The 16,947-nt window shown below is 71.0% G+C and carries 10 protein-coding genes; 9 read left to right on the forward strand and 1 reads right to left on the reverse strand.

What is annotated here, in order from left to right; genetic code table 11:
• Positions 1-345: 345 nt before the first annotated feature.
• From gatB to cimA, 9 genes are all read left to right on the forward strand, one after another.
• Positions 346-1,896 (forward strand): Asp-tRNA(Asn)/Glu-tRNA(Gln) amidotransferase subunit GatB, encoded by a 1,551-nt coding sequence (gene gatB / locus HDA32_RS04810; RefSeq protein WP_179642040.1) that lies wholly within the window; start codon positions 346-348, stop codon positions 1,894-1,896.
• Between the two features lie 628 nt (positions 1,897-2,524).
• Positions 2,525-5,266: a putative bifunctional diguanylate cyclase/phosphodiesterase gene (locus HDA32_RS04815; RefSeq protein WP_179642041.1), complete on the forward strand. Its 2,742-nt coding sequence runs from the start codon at positions 2,525-2,527 to the stop codon at positions 5,264-5,266.
• Positions 5,267-5,462: 196 nt separating this feature from the next.
• On the forward strand, positions 5,463-7,352 hold the full coding sequence (locus HDA32_RS04820; RefSeq protein ID WP_281370369.1) for an acetolactate synthase large subunit: 1,890 nt from the start codon (positions 5,463-5,465) through the stop codon (positions 7,350-7,352).
• Between the two features lie 12 nt (positions 7,353-7,364).
• Positions 7,365-7,889: an acetolactate synthase small subunit gene (gene ilvN, locus HDA32_RS04825; RefSeq protein WP_179642043.1), complete on the forward strand. Its 525-nt coding sequence runs from the start codon at positions 7,365-7,367 to the stop codon at positions 7,887-7,889.
• A gap of 106 nt (positions 7,890-7,995) precedes the next feature.
• A complete protein-coding gene (gene ilvC / locus HDA32_RS04830) occupies positions 7,996-8,991 on the forward strand; it encodes a ketol-acid reductoisomerase (protein ID WP_179642044.1) in 996 nt (331 codons plus the stop codon).
• A gap of 245 nt (positions 8,992-9,236) precedes the next feature.
• Positions 9,237-10,823, forward strand: coding sequence for a phosphoglycerate dehydrogenase (gene serA / locus HDA32_RS04835; RefSeq protein WP_179642045.1), 1,587 nt, complete (start codon positions 9,237-9,239; stop codon positions 10,821-10,823).
• A gap of 606 nt (positions 10,824-11,429) precedes the next feature.
• Positions 11,430-12,494, forward strand: a complete 1,065-nt coding sequence (locus HDA32_RS04840) for a 3-isopropylmalate dehydrogenase (protein WP_179642046.1) — start codon at positions 11,430-11,432, stop codon at positions 12,492-12,494.
• 201 nt (positions 12,495-12,695) lie between these two features.
• Positions 12,696-13,814, forward strand: coding sequence for a branched-chain amino acid aminotransferase (locus HDA32_RS04845; RefSeq protein ID WP_179642047.1), 1,119 nt, complete (start codon positions 12,696-12,698; stop codon positions 13,812-13,814).
• Between the two features lie 328 nt (positions 13,815-14,142).
• Positions 14,143-15,723 (forward strand): citramalate synthase, encoded by a 1,581-nt coding sequence (gene cimA, locus HDA32_RS04850; protein ID WP_179642048.1) that lies wholly within the window; start codon positions 14,143-14,145, stop codon positions 15,721-15,723.
• 355 nt (positions 15,724-16,078) lie between these two features.
• Here the strand turns inward: cimA and HDA32_RS04855 are convergent, their stop codons facing one another.
• Positions 16,079-16,801 carry a DUF3152 domain-containing protein gene (locus HDA32_RS04855; RefSeq protein WP_246334677.1) on the reverse strand — a complete coding sequence of 241 codons (723 nt, stop codon included), beginning with the start codon at positions 16,799-16,801 and terminating at the stop codon, positions 16,079-16,081.
• Positions 16,802-16,947 lie beyond the last annotated feature (146 nt).

The following is a 16,947-nucleotide window of genomic DNA, read 5'->3' on the forward strand; positions in this document are numbered from 1 at the left end:
GGCGACCGCCTCCACAGCGTATCCGCCGGGCCTTCGAGAGGGCGGGCGAACCTGTGGGGCGCGGCCCAATCGTGCGCTTCCTGTGACATTGGGCTGCGCCGCACTCCGCGCATCCGGCACCGCCGCTCACCAGCCCGGCGAGGACGTCACCGCCGCGCCCCGAAATCGGTAGGCTCGGTGGTGGACCACGCGGACGGGACCGCCCGGCGGCGCCCCGCACGAGGTCCCCGTGCCCTCCGCCCGGCTGCCGACGGCGGGGCCGCACGGACGAAGACGACACGGACGTCCCGCCGCGGGCAGTGCGCAGCGGGGTTCTTCTCGGACACGGAAACGGGTTGTGCGGCGATGGGGAGCGCGGTGACGAGTAGCCCCGCCACGAGTGGCGGTCCGGCGCTGATGGCGTACGACGACGCCTTGGCCAGGTACGAGCCCGTTCTCGGGCTGGAGACCCACGTCGAACTGGGCACCCGTTCGAAGATGTTCTGCTCCTGCGCCACGGCGTTCGGGGCCGAGCCCAACACCCAGGTCTGCCCGGTCTGCCTCGCGCTGCCCGGCTCGCTCCCCGTGGTCAACGGCACGGCCGTGGAGAGCGCGGTCCGCCTCGGCCTGGCGCTGAACTGCTCCATCGCCTCCTGGTGCCGCTTCGCCCGGAAGAACTACTTCTACCCGGACATGCCGAAGAACTACCAGATCTCGCAGTACGACGAGCCGCTGTGCTCCGACGGCCACCTCGACGTCGTGGTCGACACGCCGGAGGGTCCGCGCGAGTTCCGCGTCGAGATCGAGCGCGTCCACATGGAGGAGGACACCGGCAAGACCTCGCACGTCGGCGGCACCACGGGCCGCATCCACGGCGCCGAGTACTCCATCGTCGACTACAACCGGGCCGGCATCCCGCTGCTGGAGATCGTCACCAAGCCGATCGAGCACACCGGCGACCTCGCCCCGCTCGTCGCCCGTGCCTATGTCAGCGAGCTGCGCGACCTCGTCCGCTCCCTCGGCGTCTCCGACGTCCGCATGGAGGAGGGGTCGCTGCGCTGCGACGTCAACGTGTCGCTCATGCCGCGCGGCGCGACCAAGTGGGGGACCCGCAGCGAGACCAAGAACGTCAACTCGCTGCGCTCGGTCGAGCGGGCCATGCGCTTCGAGATCCAGCGCCAGGCCGCGGTCCTGGACGCCGGCGGGCGCGTCGTCCAGGAGACCCGGCACTTCCAGGAGAACAGCGGCACCACCGTGTCCGGCCGCAGCAAGGAAGAGGCCCAGGACTACCGCTACTTCCCCGACCCCGACCTCGTACCGGTCGCGCCGAGCGCGGAGTGGATCGAGGAGCTGCGGGCCGGCCTGCCCGAGCTGCCCGCGGCCAAGCGCCGCCGGATCAAGGCCGAGTGGGAGCTGTCCGACGAGGAGCTGCGCGACCTCGTCAACGCCGAGGCCATCGACCTGGTCGCCGCCACGGTGGACGCCGGTGCGCCGCCCGCGGACGCCCGCAAGTGGTGGCTGAACGAGCTGTCCCGCCGCGCGACCGAGACCGAGGTCGAGCTGGCCGCGCTGCCGGTCACCCCGGCCCAGGTCGCCCGGGTCGTCGAGCTGGTCGCGGAGGGGACGCTCACCAACAAGCTGGCGCGCCAGGTCGTCGAGGGCGTCCTCGCGGGCGAGGGTGAGCCCGACGCCGTCGTCGAGGCCCGCGGACTGAAGGTCGTCAGCGACGACTCCGCGCTCGGCGCGGCCGTCCGGCAGGCCATCGCCGACAACCCCGATGTGGCGGAGAAGATCCGGGGCGGCAAGGTGGCCGCGGCCGGAGCGCTGGTCGGGGCCGTGATGAAGGCCACGCGCGGGCAGGCCGACGCGGGACGCGCCCGGGAGCTCATCCTGGCCGAACTCGGTGTTCAGGCCTGATGCCCGAGTGCGGCCGACCGTCTTTGGCCGCCGACCCATGGGGATCGGCGGAGGGTGGTCACCTTGGGTGACCACGTTGTCGCCGGGTCTCAGCTTCTCCTCAATCTGGCCGTGACCTTGACCAAATAGCCTGGCTCGGGAGAAGCAGACGAGTAGAAGACGCGTGTCAGGAGCAGTGAAAAAACCGCTGGATGGCGCGCTCGCCCGCTCGGCGGCCCCCCGGTGAGTCAGTGCGGACCGCCAGGGCTCCCCGAGTCGGTCCGCGCTTGGTCTTGAGGGGTTCGGCCGTGAAGGCGATCACGCAGGGACGGGCGTCCGGTCTCCGCGCACATTGACGGGTCACCGGTCATGGCGTGACGCCGGCACCGAACGCGTCGTCAGCGGCGGCGTCCGCCTTCCGGCCCCCACCGTGCCGAGGCACGGCCGCGCGTCCCCGGACACGGGGTTCTCGAGCGCGAACGCCATCGACTGGAAGGGTGCCCATGTTCACGGCCGATATCGCGGGACGGGCCTCCCGCCGGGCCACCGCGGTGCCCGCCCTCCGGGGAGCCGTCGGCCGTTCGCGTCCGGCCGGTTCCCACCGCGGCGCCGGCGGACGGGAGCGCGCGACCGATTCCGGGGCGTCGCGATGAAGAGCGACTCACGCATCTGGTTCGGCGGCATCATGGCGATCACCCTCGTCTACGCGCTGGGCACGCTCGTCGACTCCGGCGGCCTGCCGCTCACCGTGCGGGCCGGCACCTGGCCGACGGCCGTCGCGGCCGGTCTGGCGGCGCTGTCCCTGCTGTACGCGGCGCGCACGCGCGCGCTCGGCGGCACCGAGGCCGTCGAGGCGCGGCCGGACGCCGGACGGACCGAGGAGGCGGAGGACTCCGGCGTCGACGGCGCCGCCGCGCTGCGCTTCCTCGGCTTCTCCGCCCTGGCCTGGTGCGCCGGCGCCGTCACCTATCCGGTCACCGGCCTGTTCAGCGCGAACGCCGCGCTGTCGCTGACGTTCGCCGATCTGTTCTCCCTGGTCGCGCTGCCCCTCTTCGCCATAGGTTTCACCCGCTTCGCGCCGCTGCCCCAGGGCGTGCGCCCGTCCCTGCGGCACTTCACCGACAGCTACGTCTGCGCCGCCGCGGTGTTCGCCGTGGTGTGGCTGCTGCTGTTCGCCCCGCTCTACAGCGAGCTGGAGAACTCGGGTTTCATCGGGTTCGCCCTGGTCTACCCGGTCGCCGACATCGTCGTCCTGTGCCTGCTGGCGCCTCTGGTGTTCACCTCGCCGCACCGCACCCGCCGCGCGGTCGTGCTGACGATGGGCGCGTTCATCATCATCTGCGGCGCCGACCTCATCGGTACGATCACTCGACTGACCGGGGAGCCGCTGGCCGGCGGGATCGAGTACCCGGTCCGGTTGCTCGGGTTCGCGCTGCTGGCCGGCCTGCCGTGGCTGATCCGGGACAACGCCGGCGTCGCCCCGCGGCGCATCACCGGGCGGGGCCTGTACCGGTTCGCGCCGGAGATCGCCGCCACGGCCGCGCTGGCCCTGGCCGCCGTCGTCCTCACCGTGGCCGCGCTGCGGATCGACGGCGTGGCGCCGGTGCTGCCGCTGGTGGCGGGCTCGGCCGTGCTCGTCCTGCTGGTGCGCGTGGCCGGTCTGCTGGAGGAGAACGCGACGCTGGCGCGCATGGTGCACACGCGCGAACGGCACTTCCACGAGCTGGCCAAGAACAGCGGTGACGTCATCCTCATCCTGGAGGAGGACGGCACCATCTTCTACGTGAGCCCGGGCACGGCCGAGGCGTTCGGCTACCGGCTCGACGACATCCTCGCCGACCCGATCACCGCGATCGTGCACCCCGAGGACGTCCCCCGGCTGGGCGCCGCCGTGTCGGCGTTCAAGCGCGGCGCGACCGAGGGCGTCCACCTGCGCGTCCGGGTCCGGGCGGCCGACGGCACCTGGCGGCACACCGAGTCCACGGCGTCGTTGTACGAGCGCCCCGGCGAACCGAACCGGCTGCTGGTCACCGCCCGCGACATCAGCGCCCAGGTGGCGCTGCAGGAGCAGGTCAACCACCTGACCTTCCACGACGGCATCACCGGGCTGCCCAACCGGGCCTACCTGGAGGAGCGCGCCCGCGAGGTGCTCGGTCGCAGCGGCCGGGCCGAGGGGCGGCGCAGCGGGGTGGCCGCGATCTTTTTGGACCTCGACGGCTTCACGGCGGTCAACGACTCCGCCGGCCACACGTTCGGCGACTACCTGCTCGCCCAGGCGGCGCGGCGGCTGCGGTCCACGGTGAACGCCGGCCACACGCTCGCGCGCTGGGGCGGCGACGAGTTCTCCGTGCTCATCGAGGAGAGCGCCCAGGCCGGGCACGTCGTCGACCTCGCGGAGCGGCTCGTCCGGGTCATCAGCGGCGAACCGTTCCAGGTCGCCGACCGCGAGGTGGTGCTCTCGGCCAGCGTCGGCGTGGCCTTCGCCGAGCCCGGCATCGACAGCGGTGAACTGCTGCGCAACGCCGACATGGCGATGGCCAGGGCGAAGGAGCTCGGGGGCGGCGGCAGGCTGGAGATCTACGCCGCCCACATGCACGCCAAGGTGGTGCACCGCCTGGAGCTGCAGACGAAGCTGCGCCAGGCGCTGGCCGAAGGCGAGTTCCTGCTGGAGTACCAGCCCGTGGTCGACCTGGAGAGCTCGCGCGTCACGGCCGTGGAGGCGCTCGTGCGGTGGCGGCACGACGGCTCCGTCGTGCCGCCGGACGAGTTCATCGGTCCCGCCGAGGAGTCCGGGCTCATCGTCCCGCTGGGCGAGTGGATCCTGCGGGAGGCCTGCCAGAAGGTCGCGGTGTGGCGGGCGACCTCCGACTGGGACATCGGGCTGTCGGTGAACATCTCGGTCAAGCAGGCCCTGTCGTCGCGCTTCGTCGAGACGGTCGCCGGCGTGCTCGCCGAGAGCGGCCTGGCCGCCGACGTGCTGACGATGGAGGTCGACGAGGAGGTCCTGCTGGAGAACCCGGGCGAGGCCGTCGCGCGGCTGTCGGAGCTCCGCGAGCTCGGGGTCCGCCTGGCCATCGACGACTTCGGCATGGGATACGCGTCACTGGCCCATCTGCGCCAGCTCCAGGTGGACGAGATCAAGATCGACCCGTCGTTCATCCGCGACCTCGGCACCGACGGCACGGTCACGCTGCTGACCCACACCATCATCCGGCTCGGCCAGGACCTCGGCATGCAGGTCGTGGCCGAGGGCATCGAGCGCCCCGAGCAGCTGGAGCGGCTGCGCGCGATGGGCTGCGCCTACGGGCAGGGCTTCCTGGTCGCCAAGCCGATGGCGTCCGACGGCGTCGAGGCCCTGGTCGGGGGAGAGGCCGACATCTCCATGGCGTAGGGAAACCGGGGCCCTGGCCAAATCCATCCCAGGGCGCGGCCGCAACTCTTTTGCCCCTTATGTCCGCCACCTGCGATGCAACCGCATGGTGATCCAGGTATCTCGGATCGTGAGACAAAACGGCGTTTCATTTGACGCGGTACCGCCGCCTCGGTCATTGTTGACAACGTGCAGAGCAACTTCCTGATTCTCGTACTTGGTCGGCGCGCAGCAGGCTGACCAAGCTAACGTTGCGCGCTCCCCTCAACCGCCTCCTGGCCGGTGGGGGGTTTTTTGTTGCCAGACACGCGAAACCTCGAGCCCTCCGAAGGATCTAGTGATGACCGAGCAGATGACCGGAGCCCAATCGCTCATCAGGTCGCTGGAGCATGTCGGCGTCGACGTGGTGTTCGGAATTCCCGGCGGGGCCATCCTCCCCGCCTACGACCCCCTCTACGACTCCGCCAAGGTGCGCCACATCCTCATGCGGCACGAGCAGGGCGCCGGCCACGCCGCGGAAGGCTACGCCTACGCGACCGGCCGCCCCGGCGTCTGCATAGCCACCAGCGGTCCCGGCGCCACCAACCTGGTCACGCCGCTCGCCGACGCGCACATGGACTCCGTGCCCATGGTCGCGATCACCGGCCAGGTGGCGGCGCCCGCGATCGGCACCGACGCCTTCCAAGAGGCCGACATCTGCGGCATCACCATGCCGATCACCAAGCACAACTTCCTGGTCCGCGACGCCGCCGACATCCCGCGCACGATCGCCGAGGCGTTCCACATCGCCTCCACCGGCCGCCCGGGCCCGGTCCTGGTCGACATCGCCAAGAACGCGCTGCAGGCCGACACCCGGTTCGCCTGGCCGCAGCGGCTCGACCTGCCCGGCTACCGCCCGGTCACCAAGCCGCACGGCAAGCAGGTCCGCGAGGCCGCGCGGATGATTGCCGAGGCCAAGCGCCCCGTCCTCTACGTCGGCGGCGGCGTGATCAGGGCCGGCGCCTCGCAGGAGCTGCGGGTCCTGGCCGAGCTGACCGGGCTGCCGGTCGTCACCACGCTGATGGCGCGGGGCGCCTTCCCTGACAGCCACCCCCAGCACCTGGGCATGCCGGGCATGCACGGCACCGTCGCCGCCGTGGGCGCGCTGCAGCGCGCCGACCTGATCGTCGCGCTCGGCGCACGCTTCGACGACCGGGTCACCGGCAAGCTGGACAGCTTCGCCCCCGACGCCAAGATCGTGCACGCCGACATCGATCCGGCCGAGATCTCCAAGAACCGGCACGCCGACGTCCCGATCGTCGGCGACTGCCGCGAGGTCATCGCCGACCTGGTCGTGGCCGTGCGCAACGACCAGGCCGCCGACCGCCGGGGCGACTACGCCGCCTGGTGGGCCCAGTTGGACCGGCTGCGCACCGTCTACCCGCGCGGCTACGAGGAGCCGGGCGACGGCAGCCTCGCACCGCAGCACGTCATCAAGCGGATCGGCGAGCTCGTCGGCCCGGACGCCGCCTACGTCGCCGGCGTCGGCCAGCACCAGATGTGGGCCTCGCAGTTCATCGACTACGAGAAGCCCGGAACCTGGATGAACTCCGGCGGCCTCGGCACCATGGGCTTCTCCGTCCCGGCCGCGCTCGGCGCCAAGGCCGGCGCCCCCGACCGCGCGGTGTGGGCGATCGACGGCGACGGCTGCTTCCAGATGACCAACCAGGAGCTCGCGACCTGCGCGGTCGAGGGCATCCCGATCAAGGTCGCCGTCATCAACAACGGCAACCTGGGCATGGTCCGGCAGTGGCAGACCCTGTTCTACGAGGGCCGCTACTCCAACACCGACCTGCAGACCTCCCCGAAACCCGACACCGAGAAGGTCCGCATCCCCGACTTCGTCCGGCTCGCGGAGGCGTACGGTTGTGTCGGGCTCCGCTGCGAGCGGGTCGAGGACGTCGACGCCACCATCGAGAAGGCCATGGCGATCGACGACGCACCGGTGGTCATCGACTTCACCGTCAACCACGACGCGATGGTCTGGCCGATGGTCGCCGCCGGCGTCAGCAACGACAACATCCAGTACGCGCGCGACATGGCGCCGAACTGGGACGACGAGGAATAAGGAACAGTTTCGATGAGTCTGCACACGCTGTCCGTCCTGGTGGAGGACACGCCGGGCGTGCTGGCCCGGGCCTCGGCGCTGTTCTCCCGTCGTGGGTTCAACATCAACTCCCTCACGGTGGGCCCCACCGAGTACGAGGGCATGTCCCGGATGACGATCGTGGTCAACTGCGACCGCCACCCCTTGGAGCAGGTGACCAAGCAGCTCAACAAGCTGGTGAACGTCATCAAGATCGTCGAGATGGACTCCGACGCCTCCGTGCGCAGGGAACTGCTGCTGGTCAAGGTCAAAGCCGACGCCAACAGCCGCAGCCACGTGCTGGAGACGGCCGAACTGTTCCGCGCCAACGTCGTCGACGTCAGCCCGGACGTGGTCGTCATCGAGGCCACCGGCAAACCCGAGAAGCTCGAAGCGCTGATCCGCAACCTCGAGCCGTTCGGTATCAAGGAGCTGGTGAAGTCCGGACTGGTCGCGCTCGGCCGCGGGCCCAGATCGATCGCCGATCGCTCGCTGCGCGCCGTCGAACGCAGCGCCTGACCGGGCGCCGACCACCCAACCGATCACTCATGCGCCCGCGCGGCGGATGCCGGGCCGCGGCCGCCGCACGGGCGCCGGAGAACTCTTCGTCAAGGAGCAAGCCGAAGTGGCAGCACAGATGTACTACGACGACACCGCCGACCTGAGCATCATCCAGGGGCGCAAGGTCGCCGTCATCGGTTACGGCAGCCAGGGGCACGCGCACGCGCTGTCGCTGCGGGATTCCGGCGTCGACGTCCGGGTCGGCCTCGCCGAGGGCTCCAAGAGCCGCGCGAAGGCCGAAGAGGAGGGCCTGCGGGTCGTCACGCCGGCCGAGGCGGCCCAGGAGGCCGACCTCATCATGATCCTGGTCCCCGACCACATCCACCGTGACCTCTACGCCGACGAGATCGCCCCGCACCTCAACGAGGGCGACGCGCTGTTCTTCGGCCACGGCTTCAGCATCCGCTACGACCTCATCCAGCCGCCGGCCGGCGTCGACGTCGCCATGGTCGCCCCGAAGGGCCCGGGCCACCTGGTCCGCCGCCAGTTCGAGGCCGGCCGGGGCGTCCCGGTGCTCGTGGCCGTGGAGAAGGACGCCTCGGGCGGCGCCTGGGACCTCGCGCTCTCCTACGCCAAGGGCATCGGCGGCACCCGCGCCGGCGCGCTGAAGACCACCTTCACCGAGGAGACCGAGACCGACCTGTTCGGCGAGCAGGCCGTCCTCTGCGGTGGCCTGTCGGAGCTGATCAAGGCCGGGTTCGCCACCCTCACCGAGGCCGGCTACCAGCCCGAGGTCGCCTACTTCGAGTGCCTGCACGAGGTGAAGCTCATCGTCGACCTCATGTACGAGGGCGGCATCTCCAAGATGAACTGGTCGGTCTCCGACAACGCCGAGTACGGCGGCTACACCCGCGGCCCGCGCGTCATCACCGAGGCCACCCGCGAGGAGATGCGCAGGATCCTGGGCGAGATCCAGGACGGCAGCTACGCGCGCGAGCTCGTCGAGGAGTTCGACGCCGGCCGCCCGAACTTCCTCAAGCGCCGCGACTCCGAGCAGAACGAGCAGATCGAGAAGGTGGGCGCCGAACTGCGTCCGCTGATGAGCTGGCTCAAGGGCTAGTCGAGCCGTCGCGCGCCGAGCCCCGGGACCCGTCGTCCCGGGGCTCGGCGCGTTCGGCCCCCGCCGACCGGTCCATACCAATCGCCGGGACATCGGCTCGATTAAGCTGGGGCTTCGCGGAATCGCCGGGGGGTCCGGCACTAGACTCTTCCCCGGCCGCGGCGCCGCCCGGAGCCGGTGCCGCGTACGTCAAGACGCTGCGGCGCGCCGCAGCGACCACACGCACTCCCCATAAGGATCTCGCTGTGCCCAAGCCAGTCGTCCTGGTCGCGGAAGAACTCTCGCCCGCTGGAATCGCACTGTTGGAGGAGGACTTCGACGTCCGCTCCACCGACGGCGCCGACCGCTCACAGCTTCTCCCGGCGCTCGCCGACGTCGACGCCCTGATCGTGCGCAGCGCGACCAAGGTGGACGCCGAGGCGCTGGCCGCCGCCCCCAAGCTCAAGGTGGTCGCGCGCGCGGGCGTGGGGCTGGACAACGTTGACGTCGAGGCCGCCACCAAGGTCGGCGTGCTCGTCGTGAACGCGCCCACCTCCAACATCGTCAGCGCCGCCGAGCAGGCCATCAACCTGTTGCTCGCCTCGGCCCGCAACACCGCTCCGGCGCACAACGCGCTGATCAACGGGGAGTGGAAGCGCTCCAAGTACACCGGTGTGGAGCTCTACGACAAGACGGTCGGCGTCGTCGGCCTGGGCCGGATCGGCGTGCTCGTCGCCCAGCGGCTGTCGGCCTTCGGCACCAAGCTGATCGCCTACGACCCGTTCGTACAGCCCGCGCGCGCCGCGCAGATCGGCGTCGAGGTCGTCACCCTGGACGAGCTGCTGGAGCGCAGCGACTTCATCACGGTGCACCTGCCCAAGAACAAGGACACCCTGGGGCTGATCGGCGAGGAGGCGCTGCGCAAGGTCAAGCCCGACGTGCGCGTCATCAACGCCGCCCGCGGCGGGATCGTCGACGAGGACGCCCTCTACCAGGCCCTCAAGGAGGGCCGGGTCGGCGGCGCCGGCATCGACGTCTTCAGCAAGGAGCCGTGCACCGACAGCCCGCTGTTCGAATTCGAGAACGTCGTGGTCGCCCCGCACCTGGGCGCGAGCACCCACGAGGCGCAGGAGAAGGCCGGCACGCAGGTCGCCCGTTCGGTGAAGCTCGCGCTGTCGGGTGAGTTCGTACCCGACGCGGTGAACGTGCAGGGCGGCGCCGTGGCCGAGGACGTCAAGCCGGGCCTGCCGCTGGCCGAGAAGCTGGGCCGCATCTTCACCGCGCTCGCCGCGGGCGTCGCCAGCCGCATCGACGTGGAGATCCGCGGTGAGATCGCCGCGCACGACGTCAAGGTCGTGGAGCTCGCCGCCCTCAAGGGCGTCTTCGGCGACGTCGTCGAGGAGGCCGTCACCTACGTCAACGCGCCGCTGCTGGCCAAGGAGCGCGGCGTCGAGGTGAACCTGGTGACCAGCGAGGACAGCCCCGACTGGCGCAACGTCATCCGGGTGCACGGCACCATGGCCGACGGCCAGCGGGTGTCGGTGTCCGGCACGCTCACCGGCCCGCGCCAGGCCGAGAAGCTCGTCGAGCTCAACGGCTACAGCATGGAGATCTCGCTCAGCGAGCACATGGCGTTCTTCTCCTACGACGACCGGCCGGGCATCGTCGGCACGGTCGGCGCGCTGCTCGGCGAGGCCGCCGTCAACATCGCCGGCATGCAGGTCAGCCGGGACCAGGAGGGCGGCAGGGCGCTCATCACCCTGACCGTCGACTCCGCCATCCCCGAGGAGACCCTGGCCGCCATCTCCACCGAGATCGGCGCCGGGACCACCCGCCGGGTGGACCTCGACTGACCTCCGGCTCGCATCGCCGAGCGCAGGGGTCCCCGCGGCACCGCGGGGACCCCTGCGCGTTTCACCGGGGAGGACGGCTGGCGATTTACTTTGCCGTCCGATATTCTGTCTTCCTAGGAGATGGGCTCTCAGTGATGACGCTGAGACCCGCGCACCGCGCCGCCCCCGCATCGATCTGGAGAGAGCGGCGAACGTCCCGGTCAGGCGATCCCACCGGAACCCGCGCGGCCCTCTTCCTCCGTGTGTGTTCACGCCCCGTGATCGGGAGGACCCCGTCGGCGTGTCGGCACGGACGTTCACTCCATCGGTTCCGTCCGAACCCACTCGCCTCGTTTCGAGGAGGATCGCCATGTACGACACCGCGCCGTCGCCCACCACGTCCGACGACGACGACGAAGCCACCCGCGCCCTGCAGGCCGCGCTGGACCGCCGCGACAACGGTGGTTCCACGGGTCACTGACTCCGTCAGGCTCCGAGCTGGGTAGTCTTGTCTCACCATGTTTCCGCTCGTCTCACCATGTGAGAGGGAGCTCCCGGCGCCCGCGCCCGCCGCCGGCGCCGGCATTGGCCAGACCCAGACACCGCCCGAGTAGAGGCAAGGCTCTTATGGCTGCTCGCACCGTGAAGTTGGCCGTCATCCCCGGTGACGGCATCGGCCCCGAGGTCGTCGCCGAAGGACTCAAGGTCCTCTCGGCCGTCGCCCCCCGGCACGATCTCGCCCTCGACGCCACCGAGTACGAACTCGGCGCCAAGCGGTGGCACGCCACCGGCGAGACGCTCCCCGACTCGGTGGAGGAGGAGCTGCGCGGGCACGAGGCCATCTTCCTCGGCGCCGTGGGCGATCCCTCGGTGCCCAGCGGTGTGCTGGAGCGCGGCCTGCTGCTGCGCCTGCGCTTCAACCTCTCGCACTACGTCAACCTGCGTCCCGTGCGGCTCTACCCCGGCGTGAGCACCCCGCTGGCCGACGCGGCCCCCGAGGACGTCGACATGCTGGTCGTGCGCGAGGGCACCGAGGGCCCCTACGCCGGCATGGGCGGCGTGCTGCGCAAGGGCACCCCCGGCGAGATCGCCACACAGGACAGCGTCAACACCCGCTTCGGCGTCGAGCGCGTCGTCCGCTACGCCTTCGGCAAGGCCGCCGCGCGCCCGCGCAAGAAGCTCACCCTGGTCCACAAGGACAACGTGCTGACCTTCGCCGGCGAGCTGTGGCAGCGCGTCGTGCGCGAGGTCGGCGCGGAGTACTCGGACGTCTCCGTCGACTACCTGCACGTCGACGCCGCCTCCATGTTCTTCGTGACCCAGCCGCGGCGCTTCGACGTCGTCGTCACCGACAACCTCTTCGGCGACATCATCACCGACCTCGGCGCGGCCATCGCCGGCGGCATCGGCCTGGCCGCCAGCGGCAACATCAACCCCGAGCCCGAGTTCCCCAGCATGTTCGAGCCGGTGCACGGCTCGGCCCCCGACATCGCCGGCCAGAGCAAGGCCGACCCCACCGCGACCGTCCTGTCCGCGGCCATCATGCTGGACCACCTCGGCTACGCCGACGCCGCCCGCCAGGTCGAGCAGGCGGTCGGCGAGGACCTGCAGGCCCGGGCGAAGGACGCCACCGTGCGCTCCACCGCCCAGATCGGCGACGACATCGCCGCGCGAGTAGCCACGCAGGGCTGAGGCACGCCTCGGCCCTGCCGGTTCAGCGGCGCGCCGAGGCACACGGACATCCCCATGCTGCGACGGGCGCGCCCCACGGCGCGCCCGTCGTCATGTCCGGGGAGAAACCCCGCTATGGCCCAGGGCACGTCGTTTCCGTCACACTAGATCTCGGGTCGGCAGTGCTGCCGACCCGATGTACCCGAGAGGACCTACTTGCCAATGAACAGCAGCACCACCACAAGCGGGTTGACGTTCGACATCCAGCCCTCGGCCCAGCGGAAGACCCCGCAGGAGCGAGCGGCACTGCTGGAGAGCCCCGGGTTCGGCAACGTGTTCACCGACCACATGGTCACCATCCGCTACAGCGAGGACAAGGGCTGGTACGACGCACGGCTGGAGCCCTACGGCCCCATCCCGCTCGACCCGGCCACGGCCGCCCTGCACTACGCCCAGGAGATCTTCGAGGGGTTGAAGGCCTACCGGCACCCCGACGGCTCGATCGCCTGCTTCCGCCCCGAGGCCAACGCCGCGCGGCTCAACCGCAGCGCCCGCCGCATGGCAATGCCGGAGCTGCCGGAGGAGCTGTTCACCGGCGCCATCGAGACGCTGCTCGAACACGACGGCGACTGGGTGCCGACCAAGGCCGACAACAGCCTCTACCTCCGTCCCTTCATGTTCGCCACCGACGTCGGCCTCGGCGTCAACCACCCTTCGCGCAACTACCTGTTCATCCTCATCGCCTCGCCCTCCGGCTCCTACTTCTCCGGCGGCGTCAAGCCGGTGACGGTCTGGCTGAGCGAGGACTACACCCGCGCCGCGCCGGGCGGCACCGGTGAGGCCAAGTTCGCCGGCAACTACGCCGCGAGCTTCCTGGCCCAGGCGCAGGCGGTCGAGAAGGGGTGCGACCAGGTCGTCTGGCTCGACGCGGTGGAGCACCGCTGGGTCGAGGAGATGGGCGGCATGAACCTGTGCTTCGTCTTCGGCTCCGGTGAGAACGCGCGCATCCTCACGCCTGGCCTCACCGGCACCCTGCTGCCGGGCATCACCCGCGACTCGCTGCTCAAGCTCGCACCCGAGCTGGGCATCCCCGCCGAAGAGGGCCGCATCTCCACCGAGCAGTGGCGCGAGGCCGCGGCCAGTGGCGAGCTCACCGAGGTGTTCGCCTGCGGCACCGCCGCCGTCATCACTCCGGTCGCCCACGTCAAGGGCTCCCAGGGCGAGTTCCAGATCGGCGACGGCACGCCGGGCCCGGTGACGATGCTGCTGCGCGACGAGCTCGTCGGCCTCCAGTACGGCCACCGCTCCGACAGCCACGGCTGGGTCCGCAGGTTGGGCTAGCGGCCCGTGCGGGAGCGGCGGCGAACCGCTCCCGCACGGCGGCGGGGCCGCCGACATCCCGGACGGCCAAGCGTCGGCGACCGCGCCCGGCCGTCCGGGATGAGAACCCGTGGTCCCACTAAGTGAGACAAATGGCGTGTGAGCTCATGCTTTTCGCGGAGTGTGTGGCACACTTGGTTTCGTGCCGTCTCAGATGATCATTATCGTGAGGCGTGCCGGCTGACGATCGGACCTTGCCGGCGCGCCGACCTCTCGTGTCCACGAGGGGTCTTTTTTGTTGGCCGAACCAGATGACGAGCAGGAAAAACCACTCCCGGGAGTTCCACGCATGCTGGACGACAGTTTCCACGTTTTCGACACGACCCTGCGCGATGGCGCTCAGCGCGAGGGCGTCAACCTCACCGTCGCCGACAAGCTGGCGATCGCGAAGCTGCTCGACGAGTTCGGCGTGGGCTTCATCGAGGGCGGTTGGCCAGGAGCCAACCCCAAGGACACGGAATTCTTCCAGCGGGCTCAAACAGAGCTGACGCTGGAACACGCGCAGCTCACCGCGTTCGGCGCGACCCGCCGGGCCGGTGTGCGGGCCGCCGACGACCCTCAGGTGGCCGCCCTGCGCGAATCCGGTGCGCCGGTCGTCACCCTTGTCGCCAAGAGTGACGACCGGCACGTCGAACTGGCCCTGCGAACCACGCTCCAGGAGAACCTGGAGATGATCGCCGACACCGTGTCCCACCTGCGCGACAGCGGCCGGCGGGTGTTCCTGGACTGCGAGCACTTCTTCGACGGCTACCGGCACAACCCCGACTACGCGCTGAGCGTCGTGCGCACCGCCGCCGAGGCCGGCGCCGCGGCGGTCGTCCTGTGCGACACCAACGGCGGCATGCTGCCCGCCGACATCGCCCGCGTCGTCACCGAGGTCGGCGAGCGCACCGGCGCCCGCCTCGGTATCCACGCCCAGGACGACACCGGCTGCGCCGTCGCCAACACGCTGGCCGCCGTCGAGGCCGGCGCCACCCACGTGCAGTGCACCGCCAACGGCTACGGCGAGCGCGTCGGCAACGCCAACCTGTTCTCCGTCGTTCCGGCGCTGGTGCTCAAGCACGGACGCGAGGTGCTGCCCGAGGGGCGGCTGCGGGAGATGACCCGCGTCTCCCAGGCCATCGCCGAAATCGTCAACATCGCCCCGGCCACCCACCAGCCCTATGTCGGCACCTCGGCCTTCGCGCACAAGGCCGGGCTGCACGCGTCGGCGATCAAGGTCGACCCGGACCTCTACCAGCACACCGACCCGGCCCTGGTCGGCAACGACATGCGGATGCTGGTCTCGGACATGGCCGGGCGGGCCTCCATCGAGCTCAAGGCCAAGGAGCTGGGTTTCGACCTGGGCGGCGACCGCGAACTCCTCGGCAGGGTCGTGGACCGGGTCAAGTCCATGGAGCTCGCCGGCTACAGCTTCGAGGCCGCCGACGCGTCGCTGGAGCTGCTGCTGCGCGAGGAGCTGGGGCGGCCCGTGCGCTACTTCGAGGTGGAGTCGTGGCGGACGCTGGTCGAGCGGCGCGCCGACGGCACCACGATGAGCGAGGCCACCGTCAAGCTGCACGTCAAGGGCGAGCGGGTGATCGCCACGGGCGAGGGCAACGGCCCCGTCAACGCGCTGGACCGCGCGCTGCGCTCGGCGATGGAGGGCGTCTACACCGCCCTGGCCGATGTGGAGCTCTCCGACTACAAGGTGCGCATCCTCGAAGGCACCTCCGGAACCGACGCCGTCACCCGTGTCCTGGTCGGCTCCACCGACGGCCACGGCGGGTGGACCACGGTCGGCGTCGGCGAGAACGTCATCGACGCCTCCTGGATCGCGCTGGAGCAGGCGGTCACCTACGGCCTGCTGCGCCAGGGGTACGAGCAGTGAAGACAGCGGGGCCGCCGACGCGAGGGGCGCCGGCGGCCCCGCCCTCCTCCCGGGATGGGGCGCCTAGACCAGCGTGACCGCGCCGCCCTCGACGCTGACCTCGACCGGGGGCAGGGGCGATCCGGCGGGGCCGCCGGCCACGGGGCCGTCGGGCCATCGCCGCTGTGGTCCTGACGGCATGGCCGGTGTCTGGCGATCGGGTCCGCACAGGGGGTCGGCTGTCGCAGTGTGCGTAGCGCCGGCGGCACAGCGGATCCGGATCCCGGAAACCTGCCCCGCCCCGCGAACGCGGCGGTCAAAGCCCGATGAGCGCTCTACCTCCGTGGAACAAACATCGAATCGACGACCCGGCACACTAGGGATGCACCCAGCCGTTCTTCTCGCAGCCCTGCAGGCCGAACGTCTGCTGCTGCATGACGGGGGCCGGCTCGCCGGTGCCGGGGCAGCCGACGTGGCCGTGGCCCAGCGCGTGCCCCACCTCGTGGTTGATCACGTAGATCCGGTAGGTCTCCAGGTCGCCGTCGAAGTGGTCGACGCCGGAGACCCAGCGGTTCTGGTTGATGACCGCGCGGCCGCCCTGGGTGCAGGAGACGTAGCCGTTCGTCTGCAGCGGGGCGCACATGAAGTCGACCGTGCCGGGTGCGGTGAGCGCGACGCGGAAGTCCACGGGGCCCTCGTCGACGCGCCGCGTCGACATCTCGCCGTCACCGCCCCAACTGCGCGGGTCGCCGAGGATCTCCTCGACGGCCGCGGCGAAGTCCTGCGGGTCGCCCGGCAGGTCCCCCTCGACCTCGACCAGGTAGCGCTTCAGGGGACCGTCCCCCGCGACCTCGCTCTCGCCCGGCACCACCTCCAGGTCGCCGCTGCCCGTGGCGACCTCCTCCTCGACCGAGCGCAGCAGCGGCGGCGTCTCGGACGGGGAGGGCGGGGCCGCGGTGGGGGTCGGCGCGCGCTGCAGCTCCGGGGACCCTTCGGGTGTGGGCGGCACCGCCTGGACCTGGCTCTCCGGTGAGAGCACGCCCGTGGCCAGTGCGCCGGTGCCCGCGCCGACCAGCACGAGACCGAGCAGGATCACCAGCGGGAGCCTGCGCCGACGTCGGCGGTGCGCCGGCCTGTGGCCTCGCGGGGTCTCCGATTCGGGCATGGGCGGACGGGGACCTTTCTGCGGCGGGGTGGGTCCTCCCAGGATCGCAGATCGGCGGAGCGTCGTGGCCGGTTTCCGCG

Source organism: Spinactinospora alkalitolerans (assembly GCF_013408795.1).
Classification (GTDB): Bacteria; Actinomycetota; Actinomycetes; order Streptosporangiales; family Streptosporangiaceae; genus Spinactinospora; species Spinactinospora alkalitolerans.